Below are 20377 nucleotides of genomic sequence, written 5' to 3'. Positions count from 1 at the left end.
GCCGTTCCCCTGGAGCGTCGAGCGAACGCGCGGACATCGCGCGAGGCGAGGTGCGCTCCCGCAGTGTGGCACGATTTTGTAGAATCGTGCTACGGTCCGGCCCGCCCGGATGCCCCTCTCCCTTCGCACGGCGCTCGCGCCGCTCCTTATCACCACGGTCGCTGTGCCGGCGCGCGCCGGCGACGGGGACCCGCCGCCGCCGGCCGCCGCCGCGGCCGAGAGCTCCTCGGCGCGAGCGCCGGCCGGCGGCGACGCCTCCGGGGCGGCTGGAGGTGCCGCGCCCGTCACCGTCGTCGTTCAGGGCGCGGCGCCGCCGCGCAGCGCCTCGGAGGCGGTGCGGGGGCGGGCGGAGATCCAGGCCGCGCCGCACCGCACCGCGAGCGACGTCATGCAGCTCGTGCCGGGCGTGTTCGCCACCCAGCACAGCGGCGAGGGCAAGGCCCACCAGATCTTCTTCCGCGGCTTCGACGCGGTCCACGGGCAGGACATCGAGATCTGGGTCGCGGGCGCGCCGGTCAACGAGGTCTCCAACATCCACGGCCAGGGGTACGCCGACCTCCACTTCGTGATGCCCGAGGTGATCCGCGAGCTCCGCGCGCAGCCGGGCTCGTACGATCCGCGCCAGGGGGACTTCGCCGTCGCCGGGACCATGCGCTTCGAGCTCGGCTACGACGAGCCCGGGATCACCGCGACCGCCGCCGCCGGCTCGCACGGCGCGCGGCGGCTCTTCCTCGCCTACCACCCGACGGCCGCCGAGGAGTCCACGTTCGCCGCCTTCGAGGCGTACGCGACCGACGGCTTCGGCCCCGCCCGCGCCGCCAGCCGGAGCTCGCTCATCGCGCAGGGCGTCTACCGGCCGCTCGACGGGCTCGCGGCGCGCGTGATGGTGTCCGCGTCCGCCTCGCGCTTCGGCTCCGCCGGCGTGCTGCGCCTCGACGACCTCGCGTCGGGCAAGGTCGACCGCCTCGCCTCGTACGACCCCAGGCAGGGGGGCGACGCGTCGCGCGCGCAGCTCGTCCTCGACCTGCGCGAGGCGGGCGAGCGCGGCGAGGGCCTCTCGATCGCGCCGTTCGTCGTGCTGCGCGCGCTCCGGCTGCGCTCGAACTTCACCGGCTACGTCGCGGATCCGGTCGCCGGCGACTCCACGCAGCAGCTCAACGAGGCGACCACGCTGGGCGCGACCGCCTCCTACCGGCTCAGGTTCCCGCTGCTCTCCGAGCGCGACACCTTCGAGGCGGGCGTCGTCGCGCGCACCGACTGGATCGAGCAGTCGCAGCGGCGCCTCGCGGCCGTCGACGACAGGCCGACCGCGACGCTCGTCGACGCGCGGGTGCGCGCGACCGACATCGCGGGCTACCTCGACGCGTCGCTCCGGCCGCTGCGGCGGATCACGCTGCGCGGCGGGCTGCGCGTCGACGGGCTCGCGTTCCAGGTCCGGGACAACGTCACCCTGGGCGCGCAGGCGCGCGGCGCGCAGGGCGTCCACGTGGGCGGCAAGGGCACGCTCGACGCCGCGCTGCTCCCCGGGCTGCGCGCGCTCGTCAGCGTGGGGCAGGGGTTCCGCTCGCCGCAGGCGCGCAGCCTCGGCGAGGGCGAGCAGACGCCGTTCGCGCGCGCGCTCTCGGGCGAGGCCGGGCTCCGCTACGCGGACGAGGCGCTGCGCGCGTCGGCCGCGCTGTTCCACGCGCGCCTCGACCAGGATCTCGTCTTCGACGAGGCGACCGGACGCAACGAGCGCGTGCCCGCGACGGCCCGCACCGGCCTCGCCCTCGACGCCGTGGGGCGCCCCGCGCCGTGGCTCGTGTCGAGCGTCGGCCTGACGTACACCCGGGCCGCCTTCACCGCCGCGGGCGGGCGCACCGCCTGCGGCGGGGGCTACGCGAGGGGCGATCTCCTCCCCTTTGTCCCGCAGGTCGTCGCGCGCGCCGATCTCGCCGTGACGCCGCGCCTCGGCGCGATCCTCGGCCGGAGCGTCGAGGCGCGCGCCGGGGCCGGCGCGACGCTGCTGCACCGCCGGCCCCTGCCGTGCGGGGAGATGGGCCACGACGCGCTCCTCACCGACGTGACGGCGCGCCTCCGCTACCACCGCGTCGAGCTGGGGCTCGACGTCCACAACCTCCTCGACGCGTCCTGGTTCGACGGCGAGTTCGTGTACCCGTCGCGCTTCACCCGCGGCGCGGCGCCCGACCTGCTGCCCGCGCGGCACGTGACCGTCGGCGCGCCGCGCAGCTTCCTCGCCTCGCTCACCCTCCACATCGGATGAGGTCCTCGATGACGTCCAGCACAGCACCATTCCCCCCCGGGCGCCTCGCCGCGGCGCTCGCGGCGTGCGCGCTCGCCGCCGGGTGCGGCGCCGGCGACGGCGACGCGACGACCGGCCGGCGCCTCACGCACGCGACGCGGATCACCGCCGACGCGGCGTCGGTCGAGCCGTTCACCACCGGGCTCGGCTGGCGCGTCGCGCTGTCGAAGGCGTACCTGTCGGTCGGGGCGCTCCACTACTTCGAGGGCGCGCCGGTCACGGCCCGGCGCGGCGGGCCGGGGCGCGGCGCAGATCCCTCGCTGCTCGAGCGGCTCGCGCGGTGGGCCGTGCCCGAGGCGCACGCCCACCCGGGCCATTACCAGGCCGGCGAGGCGCGGGGCCAGATGACGGAGCCGGCCTCGGTCGACCTGCTGCGCGGAGCGACGGCGCTCGCGGACGCGGACGCGGTGAGCGGGCTGGTCCGCTCCGCGCGCTTCACGTACGGCGCGCCGCCCCGGGGCCCGCTCGCCGCCGAGCTCGATGGGCACGTGGTGGTCGTCGAGGGGCGCGCCGAGAGGGACGGGGCGTCGCGCGTGTTCCGCGCGCGCGCCGGGGCGAACGACGTCACCGGCGACGCGACCGGCGAGCCGGCGGTGGAGGGGTGCGTCTTCGAGGAGGTCTTCATCGACGAGCCCGGCGTGGTCACGCTCGCGGTGAAGCCCGCGGTCTGGCTCGATCAGGTCGACTTCGCGGAGGTGAGCGAGGGCGACGACGGCGAGCCGATCGATCTCGAGGCGGGGAGCCAGGCCCTGCGCGGGTTCACGCGGGGGCTCAGGAAGGGGACGGCGTACGCGCTCTCGTTCGCGCCCGGATCCCCGGAGGAGGAGGAGGAGCGATGAGGATCCATCAGGGCGTGCGCGCGGCGGCGCTGTCGCTCGCCGCGGCGGCGCTCGCCGGCTGCGGCGACGGCGGCGCGTCGGGGACCGGGAGCGTGGCGTTCTCGACGTGGGGAGAGGAGTACATCGAGCAGGAGATCCCGGCCGCGGATCTCGAGGACGGCTGGAGCATCCAGTTCCACAAGTTCCTGCTCGTGATCCGGGACGTGACCGTCGCCGATCACGGAGGGGACGTCGGCGCGCGCATGCAGGGCTCGATCCTGGTCGACCACACGACGCCCGGCGCGAAGCCGGTGGCGACGTTCCACGACCTCGAGGCGGGGCCGTGGGAGCGCGTCTCCTACGAGATCGGCCCGCCGGACGCGGACACCGCGCTCGCCGGCGCGACCGAGGCGGACGGGGAGCTGATGCGGAGCGCGGGCGCGTCGGTGCACGTCGAGGCGACCGCGCGGAAGGGCGACGTCGAGAAGCGCATCGACTGGACGTTCACGGCCGCGACCCGCTACGCCGACTGCGCGGGCGAGAAGGACGGCAAGCCCACGGAGGGCGTCCTCGTCACGAACGGCGGCACCGACACCGTGGAGCTCACGATCCACGGCGATCACTTCTTCTACGACGACCTGCAGGCCGCCTCCGCGAAGCGCCGCTTCGGGCCGATCGCCGCCGCGGACGCCGACGACGACGGCGAGGTCACCCTCGAGGAGCTCGCCGCGGTGCGCCTGGTCGAGATCGAGGACGGCCCGTACGGGACGGGCAGCGCCGGCAACGTCGACGACCTCGGCGCCTTCGTCGCGGCGCTCGCGCGCACGCTCGGGCACTTCCGCGGCGAGGGCGAGTGCACCTCCGGCGATCCCTGAGCGGCGCGGCCGAGCGACGCGATCGACGGCCTCGAGCGGACGCCGCCGAGGGCCCGGCGTGGCCGCCGGCCGCCCTCGCGGATCACTCGATCGCGACCGTGGTCGAGACCTGCTGGAGCTCGCTGCCGTCGAACGCCGGGACCCGCGCCAGGCCGAGCAGCCGCTGCACGCAGAGCCCGGCCGGGGTCGACCCGACCCGCGGATCCATCGACACGCGCTGCACGGCGCCCGCGGGGTTGAAGTACACCTTCGCCGCCACCGCGCTGGGCCCTGCGCTGCCCTTGCAGTGGATCCGCGCGGACGCCGCCTTCTGCTCCAGCGATGCATGGGCGGCGGCGGGATCGAACGGCCGCGCCGCGCTCGGCCGCGAGGCCGTCACCGGGGCGGGCGCGCCGGCCTCGCGCGTGGGGCGCGGGACCCGCGGCAGGGTCACCGGCATCGGCTTGTGATCGAGCACGGGCGCCCTCTCCCCGTCGTCCGCGGGCGGCGGCCAGCGCGCCGCGTCGCCGCCCACCGGACCGGCCACGAAGGGGCGCGCCGGCTCGGGCAAGCGCTGCGCGACGCGCACGGCGCGGGGCTCGCGGCCGGCGCTGAACGAGATCGCCCCCGCGACGGCACCGCCGAGCAGGCCGACCGCGACCAGGAGCGGCCCCCACCTGGCCTTGCGCGGAGCGTCCGCCGGCGCGCCGCCCGCGCGGGGTGGCTCGCTGCCCGCGGCGACCGCCGCGCCCGGCCCCGGCTCCGAGGCCGCCGCGGCGCTCGACGGGGCGCGCCGGCGCGCCGACCCGGGCGGGCGCGGCGTGTCCACCGACGCCTCGGTCGGCCCGGTCGTCGACAGCGGCGACGTCGGCTCTGCCGGCGCGGCGGGCCCCGCGGCGGACGGCGAGACCGAGATCCGCGTGGCGCTGGCGCGCGCGACGAGCGCGCGCCGCGGATCGACGAAGAGCGCGGGCCCGAGCGCGTCGAACGCCTCCTGCGCCGTCGAGAAGCGCTCCGACGGGTCGCGCGCGACGCAGCGCGAGAACCAGGCGTCGAACGGGTGCACGATGCAGCCGGCGCGCCCGAGCGCCGTCGCGCGCGTCGACGCCGGGTCGAGCGGCTCGAGGAGGATCTCGCGGAGCAGCACCGGCATCGCGGTGCCCATCGGATCGTTCGCGGCGCGCCAGTACATGCGCCCCGTGAGCATCGCGAACGCGATCAGCCCGAGCGCCCACACGTCGGTCGCCGGCGTGATCTGCCCGCGCGCGTCGGTCTGCTCCGGCGCCATCCAGAGCGGCGTGCCGAGCGACGCGGTCGCCATCGTGTTCGCCTCCGCGGCGATCTTCGCGATGCCGAAGTCGAGGACCTTGACCGACCACGGCGCCGTCGCGCTGTGCGTCTTCGCGAGGAAGATGTTCTGCGGCTTCATGTCCCGGTGGACGACGCCCGCGCGGTGCGCCGCGCCGAGCGCGTGGCAGAGCTGCTCGAAGACGGCGTGCATGTCCTGCGGCGAGAACAGCCCGCAGCGCCGCAACCGCACCGCGAGATCCTCCCCCTCGAGCAGCTCCATCGCGAGCCACGGCACGCCGCTCTGCGCGTCGACGCCGGCGCCGATCACCTGCACGATGTGGTCGCTCTCGACCAGCGCGCCGACGCGCGCCTCCTGCTCGAACCGCTCGCGCAGCCGGGCGTCCGCGCAGAGCTGGGGGTGCATCAGCTTGAGCGCCCGCAGCTTGCCGGTGCTCGCCTGCTCGGCGACGTACACGGCGCCCATGCCCCCGGCGCTGAGGGGCCGAACGATCCGGAACTCCCCGAAGAGCATCCCGATCGCCGGCTGGAACGGCGCGATCATGGCGGGCGATGCTAGCACGCTCGCTGCCCCGCGGGTGTCCGCGCACACCGCCGCCGCGCGCCGCTGGAGCGCGCGAGCGCGGCCTCGATCCGCGCGGCGATCACGCCGCTACGGGTGCGCGGCGGCGCGCGGCGGGAGCCGCGCGAGGAGGCCCTCGATCCCGATCTGCCCCGCGACGAGCGCGCCCGTCGCCGCGGCGCGGAGCGCGCCCCGGAGCGGCTGCGGCTTGCCGGCGAAGTGGCGCATGCCGACGCGCAGGAACGAGGGCTCGTCGCGGAGGTAGCGCTCGATGCGCTCGCGCGCCCCGCCGTAGAAGCCGCGCATCACCCGGCGCCGGAAGCGGAGATCCAGGCCCAGCATCGACCCCTCCACGCGCTCCCCCCAGTCGAGGAAGCGGCGGTCGCCGGCGTCGAGCCGCTCGGCGAGGTACTCGCCCGCGAGCGCGCCGTACGCGATCGCCTGGGCGATCCCCTCCCCCAGCATCGGATCGATGCCCGCGGCCTCGCCGACGAGCAGCGCGCCGGGCCGCGCGATCGGGCCTCCGCGATCGAAGCCGCGCTCGGCGAAGCGCTTCACCCGGTAGCGGCCCGGATCGAGGCCGAGCGCCGACAGCCTGCGGCGCAGGACGAGCTCGGCGTCGGGCGCGGGGCGCGCGGCGGGGGCCGCGCCGTCGTGCAGCACGTACGCGCCCCGGCAGACGAGCTCGCGCCCCTCGACGCGCGTGGGAAAATCCCAGAGGTAGCCGGCGAAGGAGCGATCCCGCATGTCGAAATGCAGCAGATCGCGCGCCGGATCTCGCGCGACGGGCTCGGTGTCGACCTCGACGGCCTGCGCGCGGAGCCTGCCGAACGAGAGCCCCATCGCGCGGCGAACGACGCTGCCGACGCCGTCGGCGCCCACCACGACGCGGCCGAGGATCTCCCCGGCCGAGCCCTCGAGCCGCGCGCCGCCCGGGCCCAGCGCGACGCGCGTGACCCGCGCCCCCTCGACGATCCGGACGCCGCGGGCGCGCGCGGCGAGCGCGAGCGCCCGATCGAACTCGACGCGCCGGACCACGCGGCCGATGTTGCCCTCGCGGAGCGTGATCTCGCCGTCCTGGAACGCCGCGCTGACGCCGTTCACCGGGACCGAGGGCACGTCGATCGCCACCCCGATGGCCGAGAGCGCCCTGTCCGCGCGCGCGCCGAGCCCGCCCGCGCAGCATTTGTCCCGGGGGTAGCGCGCCTTCTCGAGGACCACGATCCTCTCGGCGAGGGCCGGGCGATGGTGGGCCAGGAAGAGCGCCGTGCTCAGGCCCGCCGGTCCGCCGCCGACGATCACGACTTCGTTCGCCGACATGCGGCGCCCGCTCTAGCACGGCGCCGGGCGCGCGCTCCAGCGCGGCGGCCCGTCAGCGCCGCTCGTACGAGGCCACCAGCGTGCGGTACGGGAAGAGGTACACGCTCTTGCCCGCGAGCTCCGGGTGAGACGTGACGAGCTCGCGGACCTCGTTCAGCACCGCGTACCGCTCCTGCAGCGGGAGCGCGGCGATGTAGCTGATCGAGGCGACCCGCTCGAGGAGCCCGCCCTCGTCGAGCTCCTGCGCGTGGGTGAGCTCGTGCTCCCCGAGCGGCGCGAACAGGCGCGTCTCGGAGAAGCACCTCCGCCACGCCCCGAGCCGGTGGAGCGGCGCGTCCCGGCCGTGGCCGTCGAGGATACGCGAGATGCGAGCGACCCAGTCGACGCGCTCGTCCCGCACGTTCCAGAGGAGGGCGAGGCGCCCCCTCGGCCGGAGCACGCGATGGATCTCGGCGAGCGCGAGATCGCCGTGGAACCAGTGGAACGCCTGCGCGGCGGTCGCGGCGTCCACCGACGCCTCGGGCAGGGGGATGGCCTCCGCGACGCCGTCCACCACGGTGGCGGACGGGACCATCTGGCTCAGCTTGCGGCGCATCCCCTCCACCGGCTCGAGCGCGATGAGCCGCGCGCCCGTCGGCACCAGGAGGCGCGTGAGCTTGCCGGTCCCCGCGCCGAGATCGAGCACCGTGCTCGCGGCGTCGATGCGGAGCGTGTCGCGCAGGAGCGCGATCGCGCCGCGCGGGTAGTCGGGGCGCCCCTTCTCGTAGGCGTCCGCTGCGGTCGCGTAGCCCTGTGCGGCGAGTCGATGGAGGGTCATGGTGGCATCCGCTCGGCGTGGAGATGAGCTCGCGCAGCGTCGGAGCGACCACCCACCCCGACGGTCCTGTCGAGAGAGGCTACGCAACCGAGCGCGCCGTTGGAAGCGGGTTGTCGCTCAGGACGCGCATCACGTTGCCCCGCAGCAGCTTGCCGATGACTCGCTCGCCCACGCCGGCCCGGAGCAGCGCATCCGTCAAGAGCGGAAGGTGCGCGGCGTCGCGGAGATCGCGCGTCGGAACGATGAAGCCGTCCCAATCGGATCCGAGCGCCGGGGTGTCCTCGCCGGCAACGTTGATGATGTGCAGGAGGTGCTCGATCACGGGGTCGAGCCCATCGGCGCCGAGGTACAGCGGGCAGAAGATGATCCCGGCGCACCCGCCCCGGTCGGCGACGGCGCGGAGCTGGTCGTCATCGATGTTGCGCCAGTGCGCGAACGCGCCGGCGACGCCGGTGTGGCTGACCATGGGGGGCCGGCGCGCGAGCGCGCACGCCTCGAGGAAGCCTGCGCGGTTGATGTGCGCGAGGTCGACGATGACGCCGAGGTCCTCGGCGAGGCGCACGACCTCGCGGCCGAACGGGGTGAGGCCCTCGCCGTCCCTGCGGCCGCGGCCGTAGGCGGGGTAGCACGCCTCGTTGGCGGTGAAGTGGCAGAGCCCGAGGTAGCGCACGCCGCGTCGGGCGAAGCGCTCGAGCGTCTCGAGCTCGCCCTCGAGCGCGTGCGCCCCCTCGATCCCGAGCAGCGCCGCGACGGCGCCGCGGGCCCTCGCCGCGTCCACGTCCTCGGCCGTCAGCGCCTTGACGAGGCGCCCGGGCTGCGCGAGCACGGCCTGCTCCAGGAGGTCGATCTGCTCGTGGACGACGGCGGCGAGCCCGCGCCGCTGCCCGATGGGCAGCGAGACCAGGCCGAAGAACTGCGCGCCGACGCCGCCCTCGACGAGCCGCGGGACATCCACGTGGCCGCCCAGCGCCGCGAACGGCAGCGGCGGCTCGTGGCGCTCGTGCAGATCGTACCCGACCCAGCGCGACCACATGAGGCTGTCCGCGTGAAGATCGATGGCGGGGAACTGCGCGTGCAGGGCGCGGGCTTCGGGGGTTCCGTGCATGGCCGGGAAGGCTAGCCGAGCCGGGGGCGATCGGCCGCGCGCCGGGGGGGCTGCCGCGCTCAGGGGCTCGACAGCTTGAGGCCGAGGATGGCGAGGACGAGCAGCCCGAGGAAGCCCAGCCGCGCGGGCGTCGCCGGGTCGCCGAACAGGACGATGCCCGCGACGGCCGCCCCGAACGCGCCGATGCCGACCCAGACGGCGTAGGCCGTCCCGATCGGCAGGGTGCGCGCGGCGACCGAGAGGAGGTACACGCTCACGACGAGCGCGGCGATCGTGAGCGCGCTCGGCAGCGGTCGCGTGAAGCCTTGTGTGTACTTGAGCCCGACCGCCCAGCAGACCTCGAGCAGGCCGGCCAGGACCAGCATCAGCCATGACATGACGATTCACCTCGTGATGCGGCTGCGTCGTCTTGTCCTGACCGGGTACGGCGCGTCTCGTCCGGGGCCTCGCGCCTCACGCGAGCGCCGCGCGGACCCTAGCAATCGGGGCTGGCTGCGCAACGCAGGAGCGGCGCCCCTCGACCGGAGCCGTGGAGTCGGCGGCGCAGCGCCTACCGCGCTCCCTTGTAGCGCCCCTCGACCGCCATCAGGTAATCGACCACGGCCTGCTGCATGCCGACCTCCAGCGCGTGCGCCACGAGGTGATGGCCGATCGACACCTCCTGGATCTCCGGCGCCTCGCTCACGAGCGGCCCGAGGTTCGTCACGGTGAGGTCGTGCCCCGCGTTGACCCCGACCCCCGCGGCCGCCGCGGCCTTCGCGGTCGCCACGATCCTGTCGAGCTCCGCCCGGTGATCGCCGCGATCGAACGCCTGCGCATAGGGCCCTGTGTAGATCTCGATGCGATCGGCCCCCAGGTCCGCGACCACCGGCACCACCGCCGGATCCGCCTCGACGAAGAGGCTTGTCCGGATCCCCTCCTCCTTGAGCCGCTTCACCACCGGCTGGAGCAAGAAGCGCCACCGCGCGACGTCCCAGCCGCGGTGCGACGTGAGCTCCCCCGGCGTGACCGGGACGAGCGTGCACTGCGTCGGCCTGAGCTCGAGCGTGAGCTCCACGAACTCCTCGCGGATATCGCCCTCGAAGTTCGTCTCCACCGTGGTGATGTGGCGCGCCACCGCCCGCGCATCGTCCGGCGTGATGTGCCGCCGATCGGCCCTCGGGTGGATGGTGATGCCGTGCGCCCCGTAAGAGACGATCTTCTGGGCGAACGAGAGGACGTTGGGGGCGTCGTGACCCCGCGAGTTCCGCAGGAGCGCGATCTTGTTCACGTTGACGCTGAGCTTCATGGGGACTCCTCTCGCGAGGCGGCGCGCGGCTTTCGCGGCGTCGCTATACACGATCGCCGCTGCGAGGCGAACACGCGCCGCGCGCCAGCGCGGGTCCCGGCCGCGCGGGAGGCGCCTCCGGGCTCCCCGGCCCCGGGAGAGGGGGATCGCGCGGCGGCGCGGGGGACGGACAATGCCTGAGCCCGATTGCCCGCACCCCTCCGGCCCTGCCGGAGGAGCGCGGCTCAGGCGAGCTCGGTGGGGCCGCCGCGCCGCCGCACGATCCCCCTCTCCGGGGGCCTGCGCGATCGGTGCGGAGCGAAGCTCAGGCGAGCGGTGCTAGACGCGCGGCGCCGTCGGCGAGCCGCGGACCGCGGGCGTGGACGGGAGGAGCGACACGATGAGGATGCCCACGGCGACGAGCGCGTTGTTCCAGACCGTTCCCGCCGACAGCGCCGGTATCCCCCAGGCGCTGACGAAGAGCCAGATCGCCAGGATCGTGTTGAGGTAGCGCACCTTGGGCGCTCGCAGCGCGATCAGGGCGAAGAGGACGCACAGCGCGCCAACGACCCAGGTGTTCGTGAACTGCCCCTGGCTGTGCGGCCAGAGGAAGGCGGAGATGAACAACCAAATCCCGAGCGCGATGTTGATGCCCCGCGCAGCCGTCATCTGATTCTGCATGACTTCCCCTCCTTTCCCATCGCCGCGCCGGCGCCCTCCGCCGCGCGACGCAATCTCCCGCCCGCCGCGCTCGCGGGCGAGGTCCCTCTTCAGGCGCCCTCGAGGGCCTCCTGGGGCCCTGACAGGGGCCGAGCCCGCTCCCCCCTCCTCTCGAGCCCCGGCGCGCCTGCGTCTGCCCCGCACATCAAAGAGCTCTTGCCTCGGTGTGCGAAACCGGTGCCAGGACCGCCGCGCCCGCGCCCGGCGGACGCGCCCGGCGGCCCGCGGCGCGCGCTCGGTGCTGCACGCCGGGAGCTCACCGGAGGGGCTGAGGCGCGGGCGAGCCACGGAAGGGGCTCGCCGGAACGAGAGGCCCCGGGGCGGGCTCCCGCGTGCAGCACCCCCGATCGTGACGGCCGACGCCCGGCCCATCGGCTACAAGCCCGTCGCCATGGACTTCTTCGCGACCGCCGCCAAAGGCACCGAGCCAGCCCTCCGCGACGAGCTCCGCGAGCTCCGCTTCCGCGGGGTCCGCGCCGATCGCGGCGGGGTGCACTTCGCCGGCGCGCTCGACGAGGGGTTCCGCGCCTGCGTCGAGCTCCGCACCGCCGTGCGGGTGCTCGTGGAGCTCACCTCCTTCGACGCGCCGAGCGGGGACGCGCTCTACGAGGGCGTCGCCGGCGTCGACTGGGCCCCCTACCTGAGCCCGGTCCACACGCTCGCCGTCCGCGCCTCCTGCCGGTCGAGCGCCCTGACCCACACCCAGTTCATCGCCCAGAGGACGAAGGACGCCATCGTCGACCAGATCCGGCGCCGCGTCGGCGCCCGCCCGTCGGTCGACCTCGACGATCCGGACCTCGCCCTCTTCGTCCACCTCGTCCGCGACCGCGCGACGCTCTACGCGGATCTCGGCGGCGCCGCGCTCCACCGGCGCGGCTACCGGACGCACATCGGCGGGGCGCCGCTCAAGGAGACGCTCGCCGCCGCGCTGCTCCGCCTCTCCGGCTGGGACCGCGCCCGCCCGTTCGTGGATCCGATGTGCGGCGCCGGCACCATCGCCCTCGAGGCCGCGCTCTGGGCCCGGGACATCGCCCCAGGGCTGCGCGCGCAGCGCTTCGGCTTCGAGCGGTGGGCCTGCCACGATCAGGCCGCCGCGCAGCGCGCGACCGCCCTCCGCGACGCCGCCCGCGCGCGGATCCGGCCCGAGGGTCCCCCGATCCTCGCCGCGGACATCGATCCTCGGGCCGTCGACATCACGCGCGGCAACGCCCGGATGGCGGGCGTCCAGATCGAGGTCCGCTGCCAGCCCATCTCCTCGCTCTCCCCGACCACGCCGGCGGGCCATGTCCTGACGAATCCGCCCTACGGCGAGCGGCTCCCGGGCACGCTGGCCCTCTACCGCGACGTGGCGGCCGCGCTCTCGCGGCTCCCGGGCCATCGCGTCGCCCTCCTCGCCGGCACCGAGGAGATCGAGCGCGCGATGCGCCGCCGGCCGGAGCGATCGCTCACGGTGTTCAACGGCCCGATCGAGTGCCGGCTGCTCACGTACGACATCCCCTGAGGAGCGCGCCGCGGCGTCGCGCGCGGGCGCGCGGCAGGCGTCGCGTGGGCGCGCGGCGGGCGCCGCGGGGTGGCCCGGGCGTCAGAGGAGGCGCATGACGAGGAACATCGCCGCCGCCGTGAGGATCATCCCGGCGACGAAGCCGATGAGGAGCCCGCGCTTGCCGGCGAGCCAGCTCGGCTCCGGCGGCGCGGGCGGTGCCTTCGGCGCCGCCGCCGGAGCGGCCGGCGCGGCCGGCGCGGCGCGGCCCATCGGGCCCGGCGCCGCGAGGGTGGACGCGAACGCGAGCGGCGCCGCCCCCGCCGTGGCGGCCGCCGCCGTGGTGACAGCCGCCGGGGCCGCCGCGGCGGCGCCGCCGGCCGCGAACGGGCCCGCCTGGACCGCCCCTCCGGCGCCGCCGGCCGGCGCTGCGACCACGACGCCGGCCGCTCCCGGGATGCTCGCCTGGAGCTCGCCCGGCTGCACGGTGGGCAGCGCGCTGTCCACCGGGCCGTAGGCCGGGCCATAGGGCGAGGCCATCCGGAGCGTCCCGGTGGGGCGCCTCCGCCCGTCCAGCGGCGCCGCCGCGGCGTCGAGCACCGGGCTCTGCGGCGTCACCGGCGGGGCCGCCGGCGCGGGGTCGACGCGCACCAGGCCGACCTCGGCGCGCTTCTCCGGCGTGCCCAGCCCGAAATCCTCGGCGGAGCGGAGCGTCGACTTCACCTCGCGCCCCGGCGGCGTGAGGTCCAGCTCGCCGCCCTCGTCGTGGTGGACACGGACCCGCGGCGGGGCGAGCAGCTCGTCCCGGCGAACCATGGTGAGCGTGCTGTCGTCGTCGCCCGGCTCGTCCGACGCGCCCGACATGGAGAGCCCATTTCCCGAGAGCAGCGCCTCGCTGGCGCCATGGGTCCAGGACGGGAGCTGCAGCGAGATCTCGGGCACCGACTCCGGCGCCCAGCGCTGCGGCTCGACGTCCGCTCCCCGGCCGACGACCGGCCCGTCGAGGGTCGGAGGGAGCTCGGGCGGCGGCGAGGCGCTCGACGCCGGCGGGGGTGGCGCGGCGTCGGGGCCGGGCGAGCCGGACACGAGCGTCCTGGCCGACTCGGCCGCCGCGCCGGTCGCGATCTCCAGCCCCGACGGCGCGGTCGGCGCGCGCTCCAGCGCCTGTACCGGCGCGCGCCCCGGCAGCACCTCGCGCGGGATCACGGAGCTCGGCTGCCTCGCCGACATCGGCCCCAGCCCAACCGCCGCGTCGGGCAGGTCCGCGAGCAGGCTCCGCAGCGCGTCCCCGAGCTCGCGCGCCGTCTGGTGCCGATCCGCCGGCTGCTTCGAGAGCGCCTTGAGGAGGAGCGCCTCCAGGCGGGGATCGATCCCCGGCGCGCAGCCGCTCGGCGCCGGCACCGGCGCGTGGATGTGGAGCGTGGCGGTGTGGAGCGGCGTCTCGCCCTCGAACGGCAGCCGCCCGGTGACGAGCTGGAACAGCAGCACCCCGCACGTGTAAAGGTCGGACCGAGGATCGACCGGCAAGAGCCCGCACTGCTCGGGGGACATGTAGGCCGGTGTGCCGATGAACGTGCCCGCGCGCGTGACCACGGACATCGGATCGAGGGGCGCGTCGCCCGCGTCGCGGGACGACTCGGTGTCCAGGATCTTGGCGATCCCGAAATCGAGCACCTTCACGCGCTCGCCGCGAGGGTGCGTCGGATCGGCGATCACCATGACGTTCTCGGGCTTCAGGTCGCGGTGCACGACGCCCATCTCGTGGGCGACCGCGAGCGCGTCGCACACCTCGGACAGGATGCGGACCGCCCGCGCCTGGCCGATGGCGCCGTGGCGCTCGAGGAGCGCGTAGAGGTCGTCCCCCGCGAGCAGCTCCATCACGATGTAGCTGAGCGGCCCCTCGACCCCGTACTCGAAGATCTTGACGGAGTTCGGGTGCTTCACGCGCGCCGCGGCCTTCGCCTCGCGCTGGAAGCGCCGGACGAACGCGCGATCGGCGGTGAGCTGCGGGCTCATGATCTTGATCGCCACCCGGCGGGGCTCGGCGTCGCGCTCGGCGACGAAGACGCTCGCCATCCCGCCCTCGCCGAGGAGACGCGTGATCGTGAACCGCCCGGCCACCTTGCGGCCGAGGAGAGCCTCATGCCTCATGCGCCCGGTACCCGCGGCCCACCGCGCTGCTCGTTGGCCCGCGGGCGACCGGCCTGCTCGCTCACCCGCGGGCGGCTGCGGCGCCCGCTCCACGGAGCGCAGCGGCCAGGGCTGTCCGCGCGCAGACGCGACCCGCGCGCTCGATGCGAGGGGGACTCCACGCGGCGACCATACCAAAGAACGTGACAGCGGACGACTTGTCGTCCCCCGCCGCTGGCGCGCGGCCGCCGGCGAGCCCGAGCTCGAGCCGTCCCGACCACCGCTGCCCCGGAGCCGGGCACGGCCCCGGGCAGCGCGGCCGCAGTTAACTCTTTAACGCCACCCCGGGCGCCCATGTACGACATGGGCTCAACTCATCGAAAGAGCGCGCGATCTCACGCTGGCAACGTTCTTGCTTTGAGGCGCGGGCGGCACGGGAGTACCGAACGCGCGCCCGCGCGCGCGTGTTCGCGAAGGGCCGGCTTGTGCGTCGATGTCGACAGGCAGCTTCCGGAGGATCGTTGATGAATCGAATTTGTAAGCGTGCGGTGCTCCTCGGCGCCGCCGCGCTGGCCGTCGTGGGGGCGGGTTGCGCGGAGGAGCGGGACCCCATCAACAGGTTGCAGAAAGGCGGGCTCCACAAGTCCTTCTTTGTCGGACGTGAGCTGATGGACATCGCCGACGACCCCGAGTTCTACATGCGGGGCACGGTCATCGACGTCGGGTACGGCGCCGCCCAGAATGGCCTCTTCACGTCCACGTACGCGCAGCCCGTCTCCCGGATCAAGTGGGAGATCACCGAGCACCAGCTCAACGCCCGGCTCGCCTACGAGCGCATCGAGGGGACCGACGGCAAGGGCAACACCTACGACGGGCTCACCAAGAAGACGACGAACGACGGCCAGATCGTCGCGAGCTACGCGATCGAGTCGCACTTCGACGTCATCTACGAATACAACCCGACGACCGGCGAGAAGATGAACGTCGTCGTCGAGAACACGACCGACAGGCCCTGGTACCAGCGCGAGCACATGCGCGTGGACTGGTCGCGCAACCTCGCCACCGACGCCTACAACTTCGACACGCTCTCGCAGCTCGGCCTCTACGGAGGTGTCGAGTACGAGCCGCTCGCTTATTACGTCGCCGACGACGACACCTCCGCGGACCGCCCCGTGTTCGATCCGGAGGGCGGCTACTTCGACGTGACCACCAAGGCGTTCGCCACGCCCGCGATGCTGGACCTGTCGAGCCTCGGCTGGGGGATCGATCGCTTCCCGGCCTGCATGCTCCCCGGCGACTTCGCCGGCGGCACCGACCCGTACGGCAACTGCAACCCGGTCGAGATCACGCTCCGCCACTCGTTCAAGAGGGTGGTCGACACCGACTACGAGCCGGTCGATTTCGACGGCGTCAGGTTCCAGGCGTTCGGCATCTTCAACTTCGACTACCGCTACGGCTACGAGCGCAACTACGGGATGCTGGACAACCAGTGGCGGCGCTTCGCGGCCCGCTACAACCTCTGGAAGCGCAGCCACTACTACGACGACCCCGAGGCGATGGAGGGGCCGATCGCCTGCGCGACCAAGGAGACGACGGGGGACTCCGGCGACCCGAACCGCGACGAGGACGGCGACGGCACCGCCGACGAGTGCGCCGCGGCCGGCCCGGGCTCGCAGTGCGACATCTTCAAGCAGAAGTGCACGCTGCCGTACGCGCAGCGCGAGGCCGTCACCATCCCCTGGTACATCGGCGGCAACACGTCGGAGGACCTCTTCGAGGCCACGAACTGGGCCACCGAGGAGTGGGATCTCGCGATGAAGACGGCGATCCAGACGTCGCGCCTCGTCGAGTGCCGGAAGACGGGCGGCCAGGACTGCGACGCGCGGTACCCGATGTGGAAGGGCCAGCAGGACGACATCGACGAGGCCGTCGCGATCTCGCGCGAGCTGAACGCCTGCCGCCGCGCGAACGGCTGGGACGCGCCGCAGTGCGACGACGCGGCCAGGGCGGCCGTGGCGGATCTCTCGCAGCGGCGCGGCAACGATCCGGCGACGCTCGCCATCGCCGACGTCGTGACGCAGCCGCCGGTCATCGTGCTCTGCCACAACCCGGTCGTCGACGCCGATCACCCCGCCTGCGGCGAGCCCGGGCTCGCGCCGCGGCTCGGCGACCTCCGCTATCACAGCGTCCTCATCATCGACAAGCCGCAGACCCCCTCGGCGTGGGGCATCATGGTCGACGGCGACGACCCGATCACGGGCGAGAAGGTGGCCGCCAGCATCAACATCTGGAGCCACGTCACCGACACCGCGGCGCAGCAGCTGCTCGATCTCGTCCGCTACATCAACGGCGAGCTGCCGACCTCCGAGATCACCGAGGGCAAGTACGTCCGCGACTGGGCGCAGGCGAGCCGCCTCTCGGGCGGCGGGAGCGGCCCCACGATGACCCGGGAGGAGGTCACGTCGCGCCTCGCGAGCGCCACGAAGCTCGATCCCGAGGAGTACAAGCAGCGCATCGCGCAGGGCGTGTCCCCCGAGCTCAAGGCGCTGCTCAAGCCGATGAAGGCGGAGCTCGCCGACATCGCGGTGCGGGCCGACGTCCCCTCCCCGCAGCAGGCCATCGTCGGCGCGCGCATGCGGGCCGCCCGGGGCAGCCTCGCCGAGGCGGAGCTCATGAACCCGGCGATGCTGAAGCTCGCGGGCATCCCCGCCGGCATGCCCGTGGAGGGTCCGCTCGCCGACGCCGCCTCGCCGTTCGCGATGAACAACCCGAAGGTGCAGTCGCAGCTCCGCCGCATGCACGAGAGCGCGCTCGCGGAGCGCGGCGCCTGCATCCTGCACGAGGCCCCCGAGGCCTCGGCGATGACGGGCCTCGCCGAGGCGCTGCGCGAGAAGTTCCCCGTGGGCAAGGACGAGACGCCCGCGGCGCGGCAGGCGCGGTACGAGCGGATGTTCAAGTACATCCAGCGCCGTTACCAGTACGCGGTCATCGCGCACGAGATGGGGCACTCGGTCGGCCTCCGGCACAACTTCGTGAGCACCTACGCCTCGCTGTTCTTCCGGCCCCAGTACTGGCAGCTCCGGACGAGGAACGGGAAGGTCGAGGCGCCGTGCACCGGTGAGCCGGGCGAGGATCCGGCGGAGTGCGTCGGCCCGCGCTACTTCGACGCGCTGACCGACGAGGAGCAGAAGAACATGATCTGGATGTTCCAGCACTCCACGGTCATGGACTACCCGGGCGACGTCTCGCAGGACCTGGTGGGCCTCGGCGTCTACGACTTCGCCGCCGCGCGCTTCTTCTACGGCGACACGGTGAGCGTCTACGACAACAACAACCGCCACTACCTGGCCGGCGCCAGGATCGGCGGCGGGCTCCTCGCCGCGACCGACTCCTTCGGCGGGCTGGCAGGCATCAAGTACGGCAACTACAGCCAGCGCGCCGACGGCGTCACGGACTTCCACTACTCGCAGCTGCAATCGCAGTACGAAGTCATCCGCGATTGCTACGAGGTGTCGCCGGCGCCGCCCTCGACCTGGAACGAGGCGCTCGACGGCAAGTGGCACCCGGTGATGGACGGCGGCATCGTCACCGTCGACGGCGAGACGAAGCGCTGCCGCCAGCAGCCGGTCGACTACGTGGGCTGGCGGCACCTGCGCAAGCCGGAGGCGGGCGAGACCTCCCTCGTGGCCTTCCGCGGCGGGCCGGCGGTCGACGAGAAGAGGCGCGTCCGCGTGCCCTACGCGTTCGCGAGCGACAACTGGGCCGACACCGGCAACGTCTCGGTCTTCCGGCACGACAACGGCGCCGACCCGTACGAGCAGCTGATGTTCCTGATCACCTCCCAGGAGAACAGGCACATCTTCGACAACTTCCGGCGCGGCCGCACGACGTTCAGCGTCCGCGGCGCGGCGGACCGGTCCTACGGCCGGTACAACGAGAAGCTGCTCGGCATCGCCGGCGGCATCGGGTTCTACGGGACGATCTACCAGGATCTCGCGACGAACCAGGGCCTGTCGTTCGACACGCTGTGGCCGCTGCTCATCGACGGGGACCTGGAGGAGAACGTCGTGGCCGCCACGGTGGCCTTCGACCACTTCGCCCGGCAGCTCGCGCGCCCGGAGGACGGCCCGCACTACCTGCGCAACACGGGCGCCATCGACCCGAACGACCCGTGGTCCGAGTGGCGGGTCCTGCGCTCGGACAAGGACAGCGACGACTACGGCGCTGGCACCGACTTCGGCGAGCTCGAGGGCACGACCAACAGCCCCGTGCTGGTGCAGATCCCGAACGGCTCGACCGGCTACCTGAAGGACATCGGGTTCGGCGGGCACCCGCTCGAGAACGCGAACTCGGACGACAACGGCGACTTCGACACCGACTTCACGATCAACGCGGGCAGCTACTACGACAAGATCCACACGGCCATCCTGCTCTCCCAGTCGGAGGACCGGTTCGTGAGCAGCTCCCGCCGCGATTTCTACGACGCCCGCTTCCGCGCGGTCGGCATGGCGGACGTGCTGCCCGAGGGCTACCGCCGCCTGCTCGCCAACGCGCTCACCGGCGATCGCGCGCTCCTCGCGCCGCGCCTCGAGGCCGACGAGAACGGCTTCCCGGTGCTCGACGCGGACGCGGAGGACCCGAACGACCCGCTCGCGAAGGAGTTCCCGGCGCGCCCGATGGGGTGGGTGAGCTGGTGGCCGAACGAGGGGCCGAAGGTCTGCTTCCCGAGCAACGGGAGGAACCTCTGCTCGAGCTACCTCGGCGGCGACTTCGACCCGGAGACCGTGCCTCGAACGATCCCCGTCGATCCGCAGGTCGGCTGGGAGGTCCAGAAGTTCCTGATCGCCTGGACGCTCGCGTACATCCCGGCGAACGGCAAGACGCACTGGCTGGACATGATGCGCATCTACCGCCTCGGCACCCACTCCGACCCCGGGATCGAGCAGCGCATCGAGTGGCAGGATCCGACGTCCGGGCAGATCTACTACGCCCGCACGTACGGCATGGAGTGCCTCTTCGGGACCGGCAAGAGCAGGGCCGACTGCCAGGCCTCCGGCGGCAAGTGGGTGCAGAAGGGAATCGCGGCGCGCGTGCTCGAGTACGCCAACGAGCTCACCGCGAAGGGCTACCAGCTCGACCCGAGGTACGAGGCGCAGCCGGGCATCCCCGAGGACGGGGTCGTCGCGGATCCCGCGTTCACCGCCGGGTACGGCCCCGGCTTCAACAAGTACGGCCGCGCGATGGTCGTGCACCACCCGGACGGCACCCCGATCGTCAGCCACGACCCCATGATCAAGGACGTGGACCCGACGACGGGTGGTCTGGTGGATGTGCAGCCGTGCGATCAGAACATCGACCCGACCTGCACGCCGCTCACCATCCACAAGAACCACTACGCGTACGAGCTGAGGAGCTACAAATCGGTGCCGGACTACATGCTCAAGATGATGGCCAGGTTCGGCCTCGCCGATCCGGATCAGCTGGGCGTGTTCCCCGAGTGATCCGCCCCTCGCCGTGACAGGGCCCCGCGCCGGGGCCCTCACCCCTCCTTCTCTCGCCTCTCCTTCCCTCGCCTCTCTCCTCTCCTTCCCCTCCTCGTGAACGCGCGCGGGCCACGGTCCGCGCGGCGCGTCCAGCCCGCGGCCGTCGGCCATCGGGCAGAGCTCGCCCCGCCGCCTTTCCAGGTCGCGCCGG

13 protein-coding genes and 1 riboswitch are annotated in these 20377 nt (G+C 73.9%); of the genes, 5 read left to right on the top strand and 8 right to left on the bottom strand.

Going from position 1 to position 20377, the window contains the following annotated elements; genetic code table 11:
* Positions 1-109 precede the first annotated feature (109 nt).
* The 3 genes from WMF31_RS10690 to WMF31_RS10680 are packed head-to-tail and all read left to right on the top strand — an operon-like array spanning position 110 to position 3995.
* The gene (locus tag WMF31_RS10690; RefSeq protein ID WP_436601831.1) at positions 110-2263 is read left to right on the top strand and encodes a TonB-dependent receptor; all 2154 of its coding nucleotides are present in this window, start codon (positions 110-112) and stop codon (positions 2261-2263) included.
* Positions 2264-2271: 8 nt separating this feature from the next.
* Entirely contained in the window at positions 2272-3141 is an 870-nt protein-coding gene (locus tag WMF31_RS10685; RefSeq protein WP_436601830.1) for a hypothetical protein, read from the top strand.
* Positions 3138-3995 carry a hypothetical protein gene (locus WMF31_RS10680; protein WP_436601829.1) on the top strand — a complete coding sequence of 286 codons (858 nt, stop codon included), beginning with the start codon at positions 3138-3140 and terminating at the stop codon, positions 3993-3995. Before WMF31_RS10685 ends, WMF31_RS10680 begins: the two co-directional genes overlap by 4 nt.
* Before the next feature lie 82 nt (positions 3996-4077).
* On the opposite strand, the gene WMF31_RS10675 is transcribed toward WMF31_RS10680, so the two are convergent.
* The 7 genes from WMF31_RS10675 to WMF31_RS10645 form a co-directional block, all read right to left on the bottom strand.
* Entirely contained in the window at positions 4078-5826 is a 1749-nt protein-coding gene (locus tag WMF31_RS10675) for a serine/threonine protein kinase (protein ID WP_436601828.1), read from the bottom strand.
* Positions 5827-5934: 108 nt separating this feature from the next.
* A complete protein-coding gene (locus WMF31_RS10670; protein ID WP_436601827.1) occupies positions 5935-7164 on the bottom strand; it encodes an NAD(P)/FAD-dependent oxidoreductase in 1230 nt (409 codons plus the stop codon).
* Positions 7165-7216: 52 nt separating this feature from the next.
* Positions 7217-7981, bottom strand: a complete 765-nt coding sequence (locus tag WMF31_RS10665) for a class I SAM-dependent methyltransferase (protein WP_436601826.1) — start codon at positions 7979-7981, stop codon at positions 7217-7219.
* Positions 7982-8060: 79 nt separating this feature from the next.
* On the bottom strand, positions 8061-9086 hold the full coding sequence (locus tag WMF31_RS10660) for a dipeptidase (protein ID WP_436601825.1): 1026 nt from the start codon (positions 9084-9086) through the stop codon (positions 8061-8063).
* Positions 9087-9145: 59 nt separating this feature from the next.
* Complete coding sequence (gene sugE / locus WMF31_RS10655; protein ID WP_436601824.1) at positions 9146-9463, bottom strand: quaternary ammonium compound efflux SMR transporter SugE; 318 nt, start codon at positions 9461-9463, stop codon at positions 9146-9148.
* A 21-nt stretch (positions 9464-9484) separates the two neighbouring features.
* A riboswitch (guanidine-III (ykkC-III) riboswitch) is annotated at positions 9485-9552 on the bottom strand.
* 84 nt (positions 9553-9636) lie between these two features.
* The gene (locus WMF31_RS10650; RefSeq protein WP_436601823.1) at positions 9637-10374 is read right to left on the bottom strand and encodes a pyridoxine 5'-phosphate synthase; all 738 of its coding nucleotides are present in this window, start codon (positions 10372-10374) and stop codon (positions 9637-9639) included.
* Between the two features lie 318 nt (positions 10375-10692).
* A complete protein-coding gene (locus WMF31_RS10645) occupies positions 10693-11034 on the bottom strand; it encodes an SPW repeat domain-containing protein (protein ID WP_436601822.1) in 342 nt (113 codons plus the stop codon).
* Between the two features lie 388 nt (positions 11035-11422).
* Here WMF31_RS10645 and WMF31_RS10640 point away from each other — a divergent pair, with 388 nt between their 5' ends.
* On the top strand, positions 11423-12574 hold the full coding sequence (locus WMF31_RS10640; protein ID WP_436601821.1) for a THUMP domain-containing class I SAM-dependent RNA methyltransferase: 1152 nt from the start codon (positions 11423-11425) through the stop codon (positions 12572-12574).
* 81 nt (positions 12575-12655) lie between these two features.
* Here WMF31_RS10640 and WMF31_RS10635 read toward each other — a convergent pair whose 3' ends face one another.
* A complete protein-coding gene (locus WMF31_RS10635) occupies positions 12656-14704 on the bottom strand; it encodes a protein kinase domain-containing protein (protein ID WP_436601820.1) in 2049 nt (682 codons plus the stop codon).
* A 503-nt stretch (positions 14705-15207) separates the two neighbouring features.
* Here WMF31_RS10635 and WMF31_RS10630 point away from each other — a divergent pair.
* Positions 15208-20184 (top strand): hypothetical protein, encoded by a 4977-nt coding sequence (locus WMF31_RS10630; protein WP_436601819.1) that lies wholly within the window; start codon positions 15208-15210, stop codon positions 20182-20184.
* The last annotated feature ends 193 nt before the right edge of the window (positions 20185-20377 follow it).

The sequence above is a fragment of the Sorangium sp. So ce1036 genome (assembly GCF_051369805.1).
GTDB classification, from domain to species: domain Bacteria; phylum Myxococcota_A; class Polyangia; order Polyangiales; family Polyangiaceae; genus Sorangium; species Sorangium cellulosum_F.
This window is presented reverse-complemented; position numbering and strand designations above follow the sequence as displayed.